14 protein-coding genes, 1 tRNA gene and 4 pseudogenes are annotated in these 18,897 nt (G+C 34.7%); 4 read left to right on the top strand and 15 right to left on the bottom strand.

From position 1 onward, the window contains the following. Window positions 1–3 precede the first annotated feature (3 nt). Window positions 4–2,427: a DNA topoisomerase (ATP-hydrolyzing) subunit B gene (gyrB, locus tag AAGD44_RS03100; protein ID WP_341764520.1), complete on the bottom strand. Its 2,424-nt coding sequence runs from the start codon at window positions 2,425–2,427 to the stop codon at window positions 4–6. A gap of 202 nt (window positions 2,428–2,629) precedes the next feature. Here gyrB and AAGD44_RS03095 point away from each other — a divergent pair, with 202 nt between their 5' ends. The 4 genes from AAGD44_RS03095 (at window position 2,630) to mgtE (ending at window position 5,666) form a co-directional block, all read left to right on the top strand. After that, window positions 2,630–3,526, top strand: coding sequence for a TIGR01459 family HAD-type hydrolase (locus tag AAGD44_RS03095; RefSeq protein WP_341764664.1), 897 nt, complete (start codon window positions 2,630–2,632; stop codon window positions 3,524–3,526). Between the two features lie 245 nt (window positions 3,527–3,771). Then, window positions 3,772–4,032: a hypothetical protein gene (locus tag AAGD44_RS03090; RefSeq protein WP_341764519.1), complete on the top strand. Its 261-nt coding sequence runs from the start codon at window positions 3,772–3,774 to the stop codon at window positions 4,030–4,032. Between the two features lie 78 nt (window positions 4,033–4,110). After that, window positions 4,111–4,196 (top strand) — tRNA-Leu (locus AAGD44_RS03085). 99 nt (window positions 4,197–4,295) lie between these two features. After that, on the top strand, window positions 4,296–5,666 hold the full coding sequence (gene mgtE / locus AAGD44_RS03080) for a magnesium transporter (RefSeq protein ID WP_341764518.1): 1,371 nt from the start codon (window positions 4,296–4,298) through the stop codon (window positions 5,664–5,666). A 57-nt stretch (window positions 5,667–5,723) separates the two neighbouring features. Here the strand turns inward: mgtE and AAGD44_RS03075 are convergent, their stop codons facing one another. The 14 genes and pseudogenes from AAGD44_RS03075 to AAGD44_RS03010 form a co-directional block, all read right to left on the bottom strand. Beyond that, a complete protein-coding gene (locus tag AAGD44_RS03075) occupies window positions 5,724–5,858 on the bottom strand; it encodes a hypothetical protein (RefSeq protein WP_341764517.1) in 135 nt (44 codons plus the stop codon). Between the two features lie 33 nt (window positions 5,859–5,891). Then, complete coding sequence (locus AAGD44_RS03070) at window positions 5,892–6,650, bottom strand: cytochrome c1 (protein WP_341764663.1); 759 nt, start codon at window positions 6,648–6,650, stop codon at window positions 5,892–5,894. Between the two features lie 4 nt (window positions 6,651–6,654). Continuing rightward, window positions 6,655–7,863, bottom strand: a complete 1,209-nt coding sequence (locus AAGD44_RS03065; protein ID WP_341764516.1) for a cytochrome b/b6 — start codon at window positions 7,861–7,863, stop codon at window positions 6,655–6,657. 6 nt (window positions 7,864–7,869) lie between these two features. After that, complete coding sequence (gene petA, locus AAGD44_RS03060) at window positions 7,870–8,397, bottom strand: ubiquinol-cytochrome c reductase iron-sulfur subunit (RefSeq protein WP_341764515.1); 528 nt, start codon at window positions 8,395–8,397, stop codon at window positions 7,870–7,872. Window positions 8,398–8,470: 73 nt separating this feature from the next. After that, window positions 8,471–9,928: an ankyrin repeat domain-containing protein gene (locus AAGD44_RS03055; protein ID WP_341764514.1), complete on the bottom strand. Its 1,458-nt coding sequence runs from the start codon at window positions 9,926–9,928 to the stop codon at window positions 8,471–8,473. A 146-nt stretch (window positions 9,929–10,074) separates the two neighbouring features. Next, window positions 10,075–10,506, bottom strand: coding sequence for a DUF2670 domain-containing protein (locus AAGD44_RS03050; protein WP_341764513.1), 432 nt, complete (start codon window positions 10,504–10,506; stop codon window positions 10,075–10,077). A gap of 103 nt (window positions 10,507–10,609) precedes the next feature. Then, window positions 10,610–10,768, bottom strand: a complete 159-nt coding sequence (locus tag AAGD44_RS03045; RefSeq protein WP_341764512.1) for a palindromic element RPE1 domain-containing protein — start codon at window positions 10,766–10,768, stop codon at window positions 10,610–10,612. Window positions 10,769–10,882: 114 nt separating this feature from the next. Further along, entirely contained in the window at window positions 10,883–11,530 is a 648-nt protein-coding gene (locus AAGD44_RS03040; RefSeq protein ID WP_341764511.1) for a heme exporter protein CcmB, read from the bottom strand. 12 nt (window positions 11,531–11,542) lie between these two features. Continuing rightward, window positions 11,543–12,503 (bottom strand): annotated as a pseudogene (locus AAGD44_RS03035) (DUF4040 domain-containing protein). A gap of 192 nt (window positions 12,504–12,695) precedes the next feature. Then, a pseudogene (locus AAGD44_RS03030) lies at window positions 12,696–12,962 on the bottom strand (Na+/H+ antiporter subunit G); the annotation flags it as partial. Between the two features lie 16 nt (window positions 12,963–12,978). Further along, window positions 12,979–14,433 (bottom strand): NADP-dependent isocitrate dehydrogenase, encoded by a 1,455-nt coding sequence (locus tag AAGD44_RS03025; protein WP_341764510.1) that lies wholly within the window; start codon window positions 14,431–14,433, stop codon window positions 12,979–12,981. A 318-nt stretch (window positions 14,434–14,751) separates the two neighbouring features. After that, complete coding sequence (locus AAGD44_RS03020) at window positions 14,752–15,420, bottom strand: OmpH family outer membrane protein (protein ID WP_341764509.1); 669 nt, start codon at window positions 15,418–15,420, stop codon at window positions 14,752–14,754. Window positions 15,421–15,429: 9 nt separating this feature from the next. Then, window positions 15,430–17,732, bottom strand: a pseudogene (bamA, locus tag AAGD44_RS03015) (outer membrane protein assembly factor BamA). Window positions 17,733–17,767: 35 nt separating this feature from the next. Then, a pseudogene (locus AAGD44_RS03010) lies at window positions 17,768–18,837 on the bottom strand (M50 family metallopeptidase). Window positions 18,838–18,897: the final 60 nt, after the last annotated feature.

Below are 18,897 nucleotides of genomic sequence, written 5' to 3'. Positions count from 1 at the left end.
CTACTACACATCTAGATTCATGACGTTCAAGGCGTTTTCTTGAATAAATTGCCTTCTAGGTTCAACAATATCGCCCATTAAGGTAGAAAATAGTACTTCCGCACTATCTTGCTCATGCACTTTAATTTGTAATAATGTCCTTTTAGCCTGATCTAAGGTTGTTTCCCATAATTGATCAGCATTCATTTCTCCAAGCCCTTTAAAACGTTGGATAGTTATTCCTTTTTTACCATTCTCCAAAATAGAATCTAGCATATTACTTGGGAATATAATATCGTGCTCCTGATTTCTAATTGATAATTTTATCGGATTAACAAATATAGGGGCAATAATAGTAAAAGCTTTAGCAAGACCTGTAAATTCTAGCGATTCTAACTGTTCTTTTAACAGAATTTTGCTCTCTTTCATGCCCCGGACAAAACGAAAAAATTCTATATTATTTTCAGCGACTACAAATTGCCAATCTGTTTTATCAGGGGCAATATCCCCAAGATTTAAAATGCTTAAAGCTTGTTGGATCTGCTCTCTAGTATTTTCTTCAAATATGTGTCTTCCTAATAAACTGCGTATAGTCAAACATTCTGCAAGCTGCCTATTAAATTTTTTGCTTACTTGATCAAGTAAGCGCACAAATTTAATAACACCTTGTATTATTTCTTCCAGCTCCTTACCAATAATTCGCGTGCCATCATTCAAAGTAATCAAAGCATCGGTAAGAGTAGTCTTGATTAAATGATCTTGTAATGCTTGCTCATTTTTTAAGTATAATTCATTATTGCCTTTCTTGACTTTATATAAAGGAGGTTGCGCTATATATAAATAACCATTATCAATTAACTGCCTCATATGCCTATAAAAGAAAGTAAGTAGTAAGGTTCTGATATGAGATCCATCCACATCTGCATCAGTCATGATAATTATTTTATGATATCTTAATTTTGCTAGAGAAAAATCTTCTCCTATACTAGTGCCAAGAGCAGTGATTAATGTTCCTATCTGATCAGAATTCAACATTTTATCAAACCTGGCTCTTTCAATATTTAATATCTTACCGCGTAATGGTAGAATTGCTTGAAATTTCCTATCTCTCCCTTGCTTAGCGGTGCCCCCAGCAGAGTCTCCTTCTACAATAAATAGTTCTGCTCCCGCTGGGTCTCTTTCTTGGCAGTCTGCTAATTTACCAGGCAAATTTGAAACTTCAAGAGCAGATTTACGGCGAGTTAATTCTCGCGCTTTTTTAGCGGCTTCTCGTGCAGTGGCAGCTTCTATAATTTTATTAATAATGATTTTAGCATCACTTGGATGTTCTTCAAACCATTCCAACATTTTAGTATATACAGCATTCTCAACAGTAGGACGTACTTCGGAACTGACTAATTTATCTTTAGTTTGAGAAGAGAATTTAGGATCGGGTACTTTCACAGATAAAATACATGATAACCCTTCCCTGGTGTCATCCCCTATAAAATTGACTTTAGTTTTTTTATTATATCCAATATTTTCCATATAAGTGGTAATGACCCTGGTAAGAGCTGCTTTAAACGCTACAAGGTGAGTCCCACCCTCGCGTTGGCGGATATTATTCGTAAAACACAAAATATTTTCATGATATGAATCATTCCAATTCATGGCTAATTCAAGGGTAATACCTGAGTCTGTATTACTGGTACTAAGAGTGATGCATTGATGTAATGCCGTTTTTGCTCTATCCACATATTTCACATACGCTTCCACTCCACCAGAAAAGCAAAATACTACTTCTTGGCGTTCAGAAAAACGATAATCTTTTAATAAAATTTTTACTCCAGAATTTAAAAACGCCAATTCTCTGAGTCTATGTTCGATAGTAGCAAAATTGAATTCAATGGCGCTAAAAGTCGTAATAGAAGGAAAAAATGTTACTTCTGTGCCCTTTTTACCTATGGCTTCTCCTTGCAGTACCAGTGGGGCTTCAGCTGCTCCATCTTTAAACTTCACAAAATATTCTTTATTATTCCGCCAGATTCTTAGCTCTAGCCATTCTGATAAGGCATTTACTACTGACACTCCAACACCATGAAGTCCGCCTGATATTTTATAAGAGTTTTGATCAAATTTTCCTCCGGCATGTAGTTGGGTCATAATCACTTCAGCGGCTGATATTCCTTCTTCTTCGTGAATATCTACTGGGATGCCGCGTCCATTATCTCGCACCGTAACTGAGCCATTAGGGTTTAATATTACTTCAATTAGATCACAATACCCTGCTAAAGATTCATCTATGGCGTTATCCACAACTTCATAAATCATATGATGCAGTCCTGACCCGTCATCAGTATCACCGATATACATCCCTGGTCTTTTCTTGACTGCCTCAAGACCTTTTAAAACTTTGATAGAATCAGCGCCATATTCGTTTGGCATATGTGGCTGTGGAATCTCGGACATAAATAAATACTAAAATAAAAGATAGAAAATAACTATACACTAACATACATTTATAGCAAATATATACTTTTCCTGCACCGTATTAAAATATTCTGATATGATAGGCGAGAAATAATTTTACTAAAAATATTTCTTGTCTATTATTACTCGTAATTCACTATCATTAAAATATTTTGAAATTGTTATATTAGCGGAAATGAAAATGACTAGCCTAACTTATAAGCATATTACGGCAATAATCGATGAGTATGATGCGTTTTTATTTGACCTTTGGGGGGTAGTAGTAGAAGGCAATTATAACTATCCAGGAGTGGTGGATAATATTAATTACGTAATTAACAAGGGTAAAAAAGTGATTTTCATTACTAATGCTCCGCGTAATATCTCACATTTATGGTCTAAGCTTACTGCTTGGGGCATTAACGCTAGTAAAGAAATGATTATTAGCTCAGGAGAATTAGCGGTAAATATGATACTTAATAGCAAGGAAATTTTTGCTATTGATAAACCTTTGATATATCATCTTAGTAGTAATCAAAATGACCTAATAAAGAATACCCAGATCCCTACTACCCTTAATATAAATGAAGCTAATATTTTGCTTTTAACGTTACATTATGATGAAGGAGAAAAGGTAAATTTAAATGAAATAGATAGTTTACTACAAACTGCCGTTAACAGAAAAACGATTACTATCTGTGCTAATCCTGATCTTGGAATAATGCAACAAGGAGTATATAGATATTGTGCTGGGTATTTTGCGGCTAAAATAAAGCAATTTGGAGGTTCTGTAATTTATACGGGGAAACCATACCCTGAAATATATCAGCTGGCATTAAATAAACTACCAAATATTCCTAAAAAACGTATTCTAATGGTAGGCGATACTTTTTATACAGATATATTAGGTGCCAACACAATAGGGATTGACTCTGCGTTAGTATTAACAGGGAATGCTACTAAATTTCATAGCCAATACCATGTTTTAGAGGAGAAATTAGAACAGATAACAATCGCTGCTCATGAGGAAAAAGTAATGCCCAATTTTGTCATTGAATTAGGAAAGGGGCAGGAAACGCTTACTTCCAAATTCACTTAATTATCCAGGGAAGTAGGTAAGTCTATGGTAAAATAAAAAAACAATTAGAATAAGTTAAGTAGTATACTGAAAAAATCACTCTATACTATAAATGCTATTGAAATAGGGAGCATAATTTGTTAATAATTAACCGATAATATCTTTTGCTTCTTCGCAATTCATTTTGAAGCCCGTTCCTAGAGAATATTGGAGTAGACCCTTTTGATCTCAAGAAGTGGAAAATAATCGATATTAGAAAAACTTAAGTGCCTAGCTCGAAAATTGTAAGAGAAAGATATCAGGAAATAGCACAGCTGGTAAATGCAGGTAAGACTGAAGAAGCGTTAGACATTATCCACAAAAATCTACTGCTACGCAATGAGGGATTACAGCTGTTAGAGCAAGTAGTAGAAGAGGCATTTATGGATAAAAATTTTAAGTTACACTTAATAATCGAGAAAGTGTATCAAAATGCGTTAGCTAGGGAAGTGCAGCTTACAGCAGAGAGTAGTGATACTGACTGCTAGCTTTTCTCTATAATGGGACTTAGGCAGGAAGTCTAATAAACCCTATCAAGTCCTTATAGGGAGTTCATAAAACCTAATGCGGCCGTGGCGGAATTGGTAGACGCGCAGCATTGAGGGTGCTGTTCTGTTTCAGAATGGAAGTTCAAATCTTCTCGGCCGCACCAATATCACGTATGATTTGTACCAGAGAAGAAGTAGGAAGCTCTCCTTCTTCTTGGCTATTTAGGGATACTTTTAAAATTCAATAATCCCAAAGAGGAATTATGCAGAATCAATCCAAAAGCATATTATCTGTTCATCAAGATCAATTTGAGGAAATTTTTGAACAAATTACTGATCTTATTAACAATGAGCAGGTTCAAGAAGCAGTCGAGATGATGCATAAGCTCCATTATGCGGATCTAGCAGATTTCCTTGACAATATTAATTACAAAATTTATAAAATAATCCTTCCTCCTCTTGCTCCTCGCTTAAGGCCTGAGATTTTAGTTCAGCTCAGTGTCAGCAGCAAACCTTTAATCATACAAATCTTAGGGGTGCAAAAAAGCGCTCAACTAATTAATCAGCTAGCGATAGAAGAGGCCGTCGAAGTAATAGTAGATTTAGATGATATTACAAAAGAATTAATATTAGATAATTTAAAAGTAGAAAAAAGACAGCAAATTCTAGAAGGCTGTACCTACCCAGAGGATACAGTCGGTAGAGTAATTGAGCGAAATTTCATCTCGTTTCATGAAGATTGGACTGTAGCAAAAGCAATAGAATTTATTAGGCATAAACATATAAAACAAGATTTTCATGCGGCTATTATAACAGATAGCAAATATCGTCCTATCGGGATCATATTATTAAGCACTTTACTAAAATATGGAGGCGAGGAATCAATAAAAAAGATAATGGGCCATGAGTTTAAAATTACTGATATATTCACTGAATTAAGTGAATTAAGCTTTATTTTTAAACAATATGCTCTAACTATTGTGCCAGTAGTTAATAAGAGCGGGAAATTGATAGGCACTGTCTCAATAGATAATATGATCTATATTATTGAACAACAAACAGAAAAAGATATAATGTCCCTTGGGGGAGTTCATACTCAAGATACATTCTATAACTTATTTTATACAGTAAAACATCGATTTCCTTGGCTATTTGTGAATCTAATTACTGCTTGCCTTACTTCTATAATTATCAATCAATTTAGTTTAACCATTTCTAAACTTATCGCGCTTGCTTCTATCATGCCTATAGTTGCGTCTATGGGAGGGAATGCCGGTACGCAGGCTATGACAGTGACAGTAAGAGCGCTGGCAAATAAAGATATTCATCCTAGTAACATGTTAAAGGTGATTTGTAAGGAGGTAATGGTATGTGGATTTAATGGATTAATATTAGCGTTAGTGGGAGCGTTGCTCAGTTTAGTAATGCTTTCTGACCCAAACTTAAGTCTGATTTTTGCAATTGCTGTTATACTAAATTTTCTAATTGCAGGACTTTTTGGCTCCCTAATACCAATTATGTTACATTATTTAAATATTGATCCTGCTACCGGCTCGGGCGTCTTTCTTACCACTATCACCGATTCATTTGGTTTTTTTACTTTCTTAACTTTAGCTTATTTATTCCTAGTATAAAAAAGGTAGGAAGGAATTATATCTCCTCCTCTGATATGAATTTGCATGCGTCGTTGCTCAAATAGCTTCCCTATTATCTATAGGCTCTACCATCGCGCCTAGCAGCAAAACCATCTGAATTGACTTATAGTATGCTGCGCTACTCGACTTTGACCCTCCTCGCTCTTCTTGAAGTTGACCTTCGTATACCAATTCTTCAGTTACGAGCAGTATATGCATCTATCTTTACTTAACATTCTGCCAAATCCTCTTTTTAGAAATAACAAAGAAAATAGTAAAAACTACTAAAAATAACATGACTTTTAAGCCGAGAGATTTACGGTTTTCCATCTCAGGCTCAGCTGCCCATTGTAAGAAATTTGTGACGTCCATAGCCATTTGTTCTACCGACGCCTCAGTGCCATCTATATAGGTAACCTGGCCATCAGTTAAGGGAGCAGGCATGGCTAGCTGACTCCCAGGGAAATAAGGGTTATAGTGTAAACCTGGCATTAATCTAAAATGGTCAGGAGGGTTAATATAGCCGGTGAGCAGAGAATATAGGTAATTAGCTCCGTCAGGGCGTGCTTTGATTATTAGCGATAGATCCGGAGGGTAAGCTCCATTATTGGCCGCACGAGCTGCTTGCTCATTAGGGTAGGGGCGGATAAAATGATCAGATGGGAGCCCTGGTCTTTCAAACATTTCACCCAGGTCATTGGGTCCGTCTTGCACGTTATAACTTTTTGCTATTTCTTTTATTTCTGCCTCAGAAAAACCTAGATCTTGCAGATTACGATAATATAAATTATATAAGCCATGACAAGCCGCGCAAACTTCTTTATAGACTTGAAACCCTCTCTGGGCAGCTCTTCGATTTACTGTGCCAAAGGCCCCTTCAAATGGCCAATTAACTTTTTTTTGGGGCAGCGCTTCATTAGCAGTAATAATGCAGGGGCTCAGTAAAATTAATAAACAAATAAAATGTTTCAAACAGTGCTTCATAAATTCATAAGTGATACGGTAAAGGTAGCGGTTTTTCATATTTACCAATTAAAGGTAACAAAACTAAAAAATGGAAAAAATAATATGTAGACGCCAATCTGCTCAATGTAATATATGGTTCCTCTGCTGGTTGCCCTCCTAGATATCCAAGTAGTAAGCAATTGAGCATAAATAACCAAAATGCAACTCGAAAAATTGGCCGGTAATTTGCACTTCTTACTGCAGAAGTGTCAAGCCAAGGTAGAATAAAGAGCACTAATATACTAGAAAACATTAACACCACTCCTCCAAGCTTAGAAGGAATTGCCCGTAAGATGGCATAAAACGGTAAAAAATACCATTCTGGAACTATATGAGCAGGGGTCACTAATGGGTTAGCTGGAATATAATTATCAGGATGCCCTAAGTAATTTGGTTGATAAAATATAAAAAAGGCAAATATTAAAAAATAAAATCCAAATCCAACAAAATCTTTGACAGTATAATAAGGATGAAAAGGAATTGTATCGTTAGGACTGGTAACCTCAATCCCTTTAGGGTTATTGGAGCCATGAATATGCAACGCTACTAGATGTAAGATAACTAATGCTACTATAATAAAAGGTAATAAATAATGTAAAGCAAAGAATCGGTTCAATGTAGGATTATCAACAGAAAAACCTCCCCAAAGCCAGTTAACAACATTTTTGCCTATAACCGGTATAGCTGAAAATAAATTAGTTATTACGGTTGCTCCCCAATAACTCATTTGTCCCCAAGGAAGTACATATCCCATAAAGGCAGTAGCCATCATCATAAGGAAAATTATTATACCTATATGCCATAATAATTCTCGCGGTTTTTTATATGAACCATAATATAGGTTTCGAGCGATATGGAGGTAGACTGCTACAAAAAACATAGAGGCGCCTACGGAATGGATATAGCGTAATAGCCACCCATAATTGACATCGCGCATAATTTTTTCAACACTATCAAACGCATGGTCAACATGCGGAGTATAATGCATAGCTAGGATAATACCAGTGATGATTTGAATTAATAAAGCAATGCCAGCGATTGACCCTAAATTCCATAAATAACTTAAATTTTTGGGTGTGCGGTACTCACCTAAATGTTTGATAAAAGAAAAAATAGGCAGTCTATAATCTACCCATTCTATTATAGCAGCAGATATTGAATTGGCTTTCTTGGGATAATCGCCTTGAGTCATAAATAATTATCCGATTTTGATCTTAGTATCAGAGATAAATTCATAAGGAGGAATCGCTAAATTTAGGGGGGCAGGCCCCTTACGGATTCGTCCTGAAGAATCATAGTGAGAACCATGGCAAGGACAGAACCAGCCATCATAATCGCCTTGATTAGCCAGAGGCACGCAACCTAAATGGGTACAAATTCCTATTGTAACTAACCAATTATCATGCCCCGCTTTGACCCGATCCTGATCAGGCTCAGGGTCTATTAATTCAGAAAGCTTAGTGTTTCTCGCTTCATTAATTTTGTCCTGGCTTCTGTTAGTAATAAAAATTGGTTTTCCCTGCCATTTCACAGTAAGAGTTTGGCCAGGTTGTATTTTAGATAAATCTACCTCTATTGAGGATATGGCTAAAACATCTGCTGAAGGATTAAATGAATCAATCAGTGGCCAAGCACTACACATTGCTCCTACAGCAACCATACTAGTAGCGGAGAGAGTTATGAAATCACGCCGAGTTGTTTTATTATAATCTTCAGGATTAGACATAAAATATGCGTATCAGATTAGAATCATTCAAATATACCAAATTATGGTAAAAAATCAAGGGTAACCCGTATTATTACAAATTAGGCAGTTGAAAAGTCACCTTCTTCTTCTGCAGCTTATCGTTCCTCAGGGGTGGTTTAATAACCGTTGCATATGTTGGGGGCTGAGTAGAGATATGAGATAGTTGTATATTATGCTGCTTCAGGGGTTTTAGAATGTCTTGGCTCTCTTTCATGAGAGAGATATATTCTTGCATATTTTTAAGAATGTTTTCTAATTCTTTCTCTTGCAATGCTGGTCGCTTCATCACAAACCTAGCTAGGTTATTAAGTTTCTTATTATTCTCAAGTATATTGTTTACTTTTTGGATTTTACGTACCAAATCTAGTGATGAAGCATTTAAAAGACGCTGATCTTTTAATATTTCTGTAATCTTTAGATTAGGGTTGGCTTTTTTTATCTTTTTAATTAGATGAACAATTTGTACTGAACTAGAATTAACAAATGGACTATAAAGAGGATCCTTATGATCAAACCGAAACTTCTGATCAACTTGCTGTTCTTGACGGTTTTTATCAATTTTAGCTTGTAACGTAGAAATTGTCATATCTCGCTTCTCCACAAAACCGGTGGATTTCAACTTTCGCGGGGGCTCTACTTTTAAAATCAAATCAGTTAATTGAGAAATATTCATCTCCTCAGCCTTTCTTAGGATATGATCTTTAAATTTAGTGTATATTGTGTCGTTAAATTTGGGTCCCTTTTGAGTATATAATAAGTGGAAAGCGGTATCACCATCTTTATCTTTAACAAACACATCAATGTTTGGATGGCTAAGGAGTTCTGTTACCATCTTAGCATTATCCTCAAGTATTGCCATGTGTAAAGGAGTACGGCCATGTTCAGTGCTTTGAGTGTTTACCTCAATGTTTGGATGGTTAAGGAGTTTTGTTACCATCTTAACATTATCCTCAAGTATTGCCATGTGTAAAGGAGTACGGCCGTGTGTAGTTTTAACATTCACATCAATGTTTTGGTGCTGAAAGAGTTCTGTCACCATCACAACATTATCATCAAGTATAGCCATGTGTAAAGGAGCATAGCCATATATAATGCTTTTAACATTCACATTAATTTTTTGGTGTCTAACGAGGGCTTGAATGATATTAAGTCTTGCCTCCTGGCTAATGATGTGAAGGCTTTCCTCCTGGTGTTTCGAATTTTCTTCGTTAATGAAATGGCGTCCTGCTCGATGTAAAGGAGTAAAACCACTAGTGTCTTGAGTATTTACCTGAATCTCTGGTCGCTCAAGAAGGGCTTGCAATATATTCAAGTCACCTCTCTGTACTGCTATAGCCAAAGGGGTAAGACCATGTTCTGTAGTTATAGTATCTTTCCTATTTATATCAGTTCGTGGGTCTCTAAGAAGTTCTTTTACTTGGTCAAAATTACCTGAACGCACTGCTTCATGTAAAGAAGTATCACCATTAGTGCCTCTCGTATTTGCTTTCATGTCTTGTTTATTGCTCATGACCCGCTCATAATTTATTAATTTATTAATAAATTATGCTATTTTAATACTAATAAGTCAAAATATAATATTAAAATAGTTAATATTTTAACGCCTCATTGCAAATCATATAATATGAAGAGTTCTAGCGCGATCATCCCGAGTAGTTATTCAGGAGGCTCGTTTGGTGGTGTATCAGGCGTATCATAAGGGTTACTATATGGCACCATTTCTGGGACGGTTTTATCTTTAGGTAATATTTTCTTGAAACTATCTTCTAAAGTTTTTTCTTTAGTAACATCATCTCTAACTATATATGGGGGTGGGTTACCTAAACATTTCCAAAAGTTAGTTAAATCAGTAAAGGTCGGCCCTAATTTTGGAGTACAATTTTGTGCCCCTGCTTTAGCGGTTTCAAGGACTTCAACTGTGGAATTTGCCATATAATTTATAAACCCTACTTTTGCTAGCCCTGTAACTACCCAAAATAGCACTACTAAAGAGGCAATAGCGATCATCACATACCATTTGGCTATGAGAGACCACAAAAATATTCCCATAGGATTAGCTGCTATTAGTCTTCTTAAGGCTAGCCACATAAATATATTTCCCTAAATTGATAAACGATTAAGAACTTTTAGACAATATGGTACATGAATTATAGAAAAATGACAAATTTTTTATTAGGTTCTGTGAACATTTCTATCTAACGACCGGTTTCATTAGACCTCTTGCATAACCTAATCTAATTGGTAATTTTGTCGTCGAAACTCCTCTTTGTTCCTCACGTACGTCTATGTACGCTGCGGTACTCGACTTCGTTTCTCCTAAAAATTCTTCAATTATCTTTAGGTTATGCAAGAGGTCTATTGTTATTTTCATCCTTGAATCCTCAGGGGCCCTGTAGCCTGTGGTTATGCAAGCAAAAATGCCTATAAATCTACCATTAGATATAAACCTTCACAGAACCTAATATTAAACGTTGTAAATATTACGAATTAAATATGATGCGAGATACAATATAATTGGTAAGAGTACTATATTAATGCCAACCATACAAAAAGCTAAACTGATATTGTTTGGATTTTGGGTAATAATTCCCCCAAGTACGATACTAGGTATTAATAATGGCATAATTAACACGGATAATAGATTGGCATTTGACCTAAAATAGCTTTGAATGGCAGCAATTAAAATTAATAAGGCACTAGCTAAAATTAATAATAAAATTAAGGTAATAACCATATGAATGAAAGTTTCAAGCTCAATATTAAAAAAGAAATAAATTATTGGCATATTAAACATAGCGCTGCTTATAGCGATAAAGCAAATGGTAAGAAATTTCGAGATAATAATTTCATGTTCAGTAAAATTGGTGAATAATAATTCTAGATTTCCATCTTCTAAGTCTTGTGTAAATATAATATGTGAACAACTCACCAACGCTAGCGGTAACAAAATTATAGAAAACATAACTCCAAATTTTGTAAGATTTTCTTGGTCATTGATTAAGGTAAGACTAAAAGCACAAAATAAGAAAAATATTATTAGATATTTAGTAAGGTTATTAATACGATTCTGAATTAAATATTCCCATTTGATTAGCTGAATTAATCTCTTCATAATATTAATTGACTACATAACGCGATATATTAAATACATTACCGCCGCTACACATAATCCTACCCCTAATTCAATAGTAAAAATGCCAATATGCTGGGATAATAACTTATTATGGGTCAGGGGATAATAATTTAAATAATTAGCATTATACAGTAAGGGTATTAGGCCCACCATAGCGTAAATCAATACCCCTATAGTGGCAATAACCATTAGGGCCTCAGTAGAAAAATATTGTTTTACCTTTAATTGCCCATAAACTAAATCAAAACCAATTAAAATAGAGGCAAATATTACCCCAGACTGGAAACCTCCTCCTGGCGATGCTTCCCCATTAATTTGAATATATAAGGCATACAGGAGAATATAAGGTAGGATAAATAGCGTCAGATATTTAATAATTATAAAATTTTTAAACATCCCTAACCTTTTTTGAAAATAGTAACAATATTGATATTCCTGCAATTAAAATGACTATAGTTTCTCCCAGTGTATCATATCCTCTATAACTTGCAAGTATGGCTGCGACAAAAGATGATATGCCAATATCTTCCTTAGTATGTTGGATATAATATTTAGACAGATGGCTTTGTAGAGGAGAATTACTAGCTCCATATTCCGGTAATTCTGTTCCTAGCAGCGTAAATACTATTATAAAAACTAGACAAATCATAGAGGAGCTTATTAAGCGAGTTTGAGTTATATTATATTTTTGGGAGTTTGGTAGCCTACTTAAAAAATTCAATAAAACGCAGGTAGATAGACAGCTACCAAGCGCTATTTCGGTCATAGCAACGTCTGGGGCATCCATTAATAAATAAGTAAGGCTAATTAATAAACTAACAATGGAACTAATTATTACGGCTTCTAAGAGGGATCTACAAAAATTAAGTTTAACTGTGACGAATACCAATAGAATAAGAATGCTGGTCAATAGACAAGTAGCAAGGGAAAAATTTATTGTCTCTGGGATCATAAAGGCTTGATCTTATATTAGGTTCTGTGAAGGTTTCTATCTAATGGTCGATTTCGTCGTTATTTTCGTTCTCGAATCCTCACCTGCACCTAAGTACGCTGTGGTTTGTAGCGAAGTGTCTCCTTCAAACTCCCTACCAGGAGCGAATTTCGAGGGAGCTCTATTAGGTTTAGCAGAAATTTTAGTAGGGCGTAATAAAGAGGCTTTCCCAATAGCATAAGTTGAAATAGGGTTTAATAGTAAAATGAGTAGCACAGCAAAAATTAGTTTAAAGGTACTAAAAGGATCTTGTTGTAGAAAGGCAAGACCCACAAGAGTTAAAGGGGTCCCGCAGCATTCAATGACACTTGCCGCATGAATTTTAGTATAAAAGTCTGGGAATCTAAAAAATCCTATAATACCAGAAAATATAGCAGTAATACCTAAAAAAATTAATATATAGCCAATAAATAGTAACATAGATAATACCGTTAATTTATTCTCCTTGCGCCAAGGAAAAACCTGGCTTGTTATCAAATAAAAAGAGATTTTCAATTTTAATAAAATCTATGTTATGTTCACTTAATATTTTAAGTAAGTTGGCTATTTCTAAGTGTTTAATTTCTTCTCCCGCTTGTTTTGACATAAAACGGCAACACCAGTGGTCAGAAATTAGTTCAAACCTATCATTGCGAGGCCATAATTTAAGGCCCATAGCCGAAATAGTTTTTAATTCTAGACCTTCTAAACTTATAGCTTGAATTTTAGTGGCTACATCATGGGCCGATAGAACGTTCATTTGGATAAATACATCCACTCCCTTTAAGCTTTTTATCTCGGTAGTATTAATAGAGTAGACTCTGTCGTTCCTTCCTTGGGGAGGTAGGGTAGAATATTGAGTGGCTTGAAAGGTAGCAGGCTTTAACCCTAGCCTTTTAATAACTTCTTCAGCAAATTCTTTAGTACCAACTTTTTTGCTAGATATGTTTTTGTTATAAATATCATTGGTGTGAATTCCTTCTTCAATAGTTTTTTTCCAGGCATTTTCTATTAATGCCGCAACATCACCTTGCCTAATATGGAGTAACATCATAATTGCTGCATTAAGTAAGCCAGAAGGATTAGCGATATTTTGATCGGCAATGCTTGGAGCAGAGCCATGTACTGCTTCGAATAAAGCATATCCTTCCCCTATATTTGCGGAACCGCTTAAGCCAACTGAACCAGAAATTTCAGCGGTGACATCAGATATAATATCCCCATACAGGTTAGAGGTCACAATCACATCAAATAATTCTGGCTTAGTAGCTAGGAGGGCAGTACCTATATCTATCAAGTAATAGTTACTTTGAATTTGAGGGTATTCTGCTGCTATTTCTTGAAAAACCTCATGGAAAATTCCATCAGAAAGTTTCATAATATTATCTTTACTAAAGCAAGTAACTTTTTTACGATTATTTATTTGTGCGTATTCAAATGCATATCTAATAATTTTTTCACTGCCTACCCTACTAATTAATTTAAGAGACTCGTAGACGTTATGGGTCTGCCTATATTCAATACCTGCATATAAATCCTCTACATTTTCTCGGATAATAGCAATGTTAAGATTTGGATGTAGTGTTTTAATAAAGGGGGCATAAGAAACCGCAGGACGAACATTAGCATAAAGAGATAAAGCTTTTCTAAGGGTGACATTTAAACTTTTATATCCACTACCTAGCGGAGTAGTAATGGGCGCTTTTAAAAGGATTTTAGTTCTAATTAATGATTGCCAGGTATCCTCTGCAATTCCTGAAGTATAATTTTTGTTATAGAGCTTTTCGCCTACTTCTACCACTTCTATTCGTATTCGTGCTTTTGCTTCTTTTAAAATTTGCAGCACTGCTGTCATTATTTCGGGGCCTATCCCATCTCCATATGCTACTGTGATAGGGGTAAATTCTTCCATGCTAACCTTTATAAAGCTTGTTGTGATTTATTATATACTACTCGTCTTTCAAAAATTGTTTTTTTATCATGGACTCACATGCTCACGTACTGGCATGTACGCTGCGCGCGCCATTTAAAATAAAATCCAATTCTTGAAAGACGAGCAGTATACTTCCTGCATAAGTCGATCTAGTGGGTGTTGGTCTAATATAGTCATTTAGGTTAAACTAGCTACGTTGTTGCGCGTCGTTCACCTAGTATTTCTAGGCTTCACTCCTTGCGCCTAGTATCTAATTTAACCTAAATGACTATAGCAAAAAATAAGTGTTCAGCATAATTATTCGTAAGTAATTGGCACCTGTTTTAAGCTATTATTTAATTCTGCTACTACTTCAAGGGTAATATTTAGAGTATTTTTAGCAAATAAAATTTGTGTATTAGAAATTACTATATCGATATTATGCTTTTCTGCGAGTGTACTGATAATATTCAGGATAGCTTGTTGTACCTTACCTACTGCTTCGCTATGGGAATGTGCAAGCACTAATTTTCTTTCTTGCAATTGTTTCCGTGCCGCATTTACTTTTTGATTGAAATTATCTACTTCTTCATTAAAAGCAGCTTCACTTAGAGTGCTCCGTTTTGCAAGTAATTGACTTTCTATTTCCTTAAATTCCAAATCTTTTTGTAATAAGGTTTGATGCATTTTTTTACTGATATTCTCAACAGATTTTCTGATAGAGTGAATTGCTATAGATGACTCTAAAACGGCCGGTATATCTACTATAGCGATTTGCCCTAAAAATTTAGTCTCATTAGTAGGGTTAAGCGCATAAATTGTAGTATTATATAGTAATATTACACAAATTATTGTTATTAGCCATCTATACTCCTCTAATATGAATTGGCATACGTCGTTACTCAATGCTCGCCTATTATCTATAGGCTTCGCTCCATCGCGTCTAGCAGCAAAATCATCTGAGAGGAGTCTATCTCGAGGGATCATTCGAATACACTAAAAATGGGTAGAAAATTTTATGTGAAAAGTTTGTTTGTCATCATAAGCTTTTTTCTTAATCGGTATGGCCCAGTCCATTCGGATAGGAGCAAGCCGAGTAATCCATATGAGACCCGCTCCCACGGAAGCACGCAAGGATGTATCGTTATAAAAACTATCTGCCCTATAAGTTTTTGCTTTTCTCCCTATATCCCAGAGGCTACCTACATCCATAAATACCGCGCCAGTTAAATTAAATTCTTCGGGTAAACCAGTAGGAAAATTTAACTCTGTTGAGAGGGTATAGAATTTTTCTCCTCCCAGGCCTTCGGAAGTTTTTTTCTCGCGCGGCCCAACTCCTCCTAAAGAAAACCCTCTTAGACTATAATCACCTAAATTAAAGCGATCAGAGATTCTTACATTTTTACCACCTACTCCTTTAATATTACCTGCACTGCCTGCTAACTTTAAAGTAATTTTATTATTAATAAATGATTTAAAGTACTTACCATCTAGCTCATGCTTTAAATATTTATTATTTCCTCCTACCCCAGCAAACTCTTGAGTGCCGCTAATTACGTAACCGTTTTTAGGAATAATCCTACTATCAAGTCGCTCATAAGTTATGGTGTGCCCAATAGCCGAGGTAGTAAATTTCCCCATCTGCTCATTTAAAAACATAGAATTTGAGGTAGTTGGTGAACTTAAATGCTCCTTTTTTATAGTATATTCAATTTCATGGCTTAAATCTTCAGCTATCTCATAACCAAGAGAAGTTTGCAATCCTATCGATTTTAAAGTATAACTTTGATCTCCTTGGGATAGGAATGAGGTACCACGACCGACATGTTTCTTAAACACATTAATTCCTAGCGATAAATCCTTGTCTAAGAAATGGGGCTCAGTTATTCCCCCGTAATAACTAATACTTTTCTTGCCAGTTTGTACGCCAGCATTTAAAATTTTTCCAGTCCCGACTAGGTTACGTTCTAAGAAAGAAAGACGACCGAATAAACCGCCAGCTGTATTATATCCGATATCAAAGCCAATTGATGAGGTAGATTTTTCTTCAACATCAATGTTAAGATCGTATTTATCTTTTTTATCAGTAGGGGTGAGATTAACAAATACTTTTTCAAAATAATCTAAACCCCGGAGATTTTTTTCACCATTCTCAATGTAACTCCGATTAAAAATATCTCCTTCAGCAATTTTGAATTCACGTCTAATAACTTTATCTTCAGTTTTTAAATTATTAGTAATATTTATTTGGTTAATGAAAGCCTTATCTGCCTTTTCTATTACAAACTTAATATCAATAGTATAGTTGGGGTTTCGGCTACTAGTATCAGGGTGAACATTGATGCCTGGATATCCTAAGGTAGCAAAATATGCTGACATATTTTTCTGCTATTTTATTCAAGGCTCGAATATTAAATATGTTACCTGGTTTAACAGTAATATATTTTTTGTAGGGGAGCTAACTCAGTATCTAATAACTTATTATCGATAGATATATTACCAAGCTTATATTTTTGGCCTTCTTCTATTGAGTAGGTAATTGAAAAATATTCTTTAGTGGTTCCTAACTCTGCGATAGTAGAAATGACCCGAAAATCGGCAAAGCCCTACAGATTGATAAAATTCTTTTAGTAATTCTTTATCGTACTCTAACCTATCAGGATCATAGGTATCGTTTGTTTCAAAAAAATTAAACATCTTGTTCTTTTGGTCATGATAATTGATTGAAGTTCACTATCACGATAATTATTATTACCATTAAAATAAATTTGTCTGATAGTAGTTTTAGAGGCCTTCAGTAATATCAAATATAACTTTTACTCTCCTATTTGGAAGAGTCTCTATTTTAGGCGTTACAATGGTAGAAAAACGTCCAGAACGCTTATAAATTTCTTGATTTTTTCAACATCCAATTCAACTTTACCAGGGCTTATTGAGTCACCAGCAATAGTAAATAATTCCTTAGATAATTGAGAATTTTTGATTTTAGAATTACCTTGCAGGATTACTTTAGTGATAAAAGGTGTCTCATTGACTTTAACTATCAAATTACCATCTTTTAAGAATTTGATATTAATATTTTCAAATAAAGCAGTAGAATACAAACTTTTAAGTGCCGCATCTTCTTTGGCTAAGGTATATTCTTCCCCCACATGAAGTTTTAAATAATTTATAATAGTAGAAGATTCAATCCTATTATTATTTTGTATAGTTATTTTTTTTATATATTCAGCTGATAAGGATGAGGCATTATATAAAATAGTTGTGGTAAAAATAGCTAGCTTAATAGTTGACTTCACGTTGTTTTTCACAAGACCCTTCTTTTGGATATATTTTAGTATATTAAATTTTTTATATCATTTGAGATAGAAATTACAATAAGAAAAATAATTATTAGCATTCCCATTTTTAACATAACATTTTTTACATATTGATTCAGAGCTTTACCAAATATTCCTTCATATATTATGAATATTAAATGGCCACCATCGAAAACTGGAACGGGTAAAAGGTTAAGTAGACCTAAGTTAATTGATATCACTGCCATAAATAATCCAAAATCGGCCACCCCATAACTTAAGAACTTACCGGATTCTTTCGCAATGGTAATAGGGCCAGCAAGCTCTAACGGCCTTGTACCTATTATCATTTGTCCTAGCGCTTTTAAAATAAACTGAGAAATATTAATCGCATCGATAGAGGCTTGGTATATTCCTTCAAATAGGTTGAATTTATTAAAAACGGGCTCATTTTTAGCTATTAACCCTATATAAGGCACTTCTACGGTATTGCCGTCGGTAGTTTTTTGGGTAATTTTTTCAGGGAGTACAGATATATTAATAATTTCCTTATTTCTAGCAATAGTGAGATTTAAGGCTTTATTACCATTTATTAAGATATTTTGTTGTAACATAGAAAAATTATTGATTTGTTTATTATCTACCATGATAATTCGATCATTTTCCTGAAGGTTAGCTTTCTCTGCAGGAGAGTCAGCTATTATTTTGCCAATTACTGGGGGCAAGGTTAATTGGCCTTGAAAACAATAAAGAGCAGTAAAGATACAGATTGCTAGTAAATAATTAGCAACAGGGCCAGCAATAACAGTTAAAAACTGCGCATACAGGGGTTTACTACGAAAAGATCCCGCTTTACTGTCAATCTCCTCATGTGTCGGAGGAGTTGTAGTATCAAAACCATGTATTTTTACATAACCGCCAAATGGTAAGCTGCAAATTTTCCATCGCACCCCTTGTTTATCTATTCTAGAGAATATCTCTTTCCCAAACCCTATGGCAAATACTTCAATTTTCATCCCAAATAATTTGGCCACATAATAATGACCAAATTCATGAATAAATACTAATGTACTATAGTAAGAATATATCCGAAAAGCGACAACATGAAGAACAAATTTTTAAATATTATTTACTAAATTAGGGTTATATGATATTAAGGCTTATA

Source organism: Candidatus Tisiphia endosymbiont of Beris chalybata (assembly GCF_964026555.1).
Classification (GTDB): domain Bacteria; phylum Pseudomonadota; class Alphaproteobacteria; order Rickettsiales; family Rickettsiaceae; genus Tisiphia.
The sequence above is the reverse complement of the archived record's forward strand: the minus strand, read 5'-3'. Positions and strand labels throughout refer to the sequence as shown.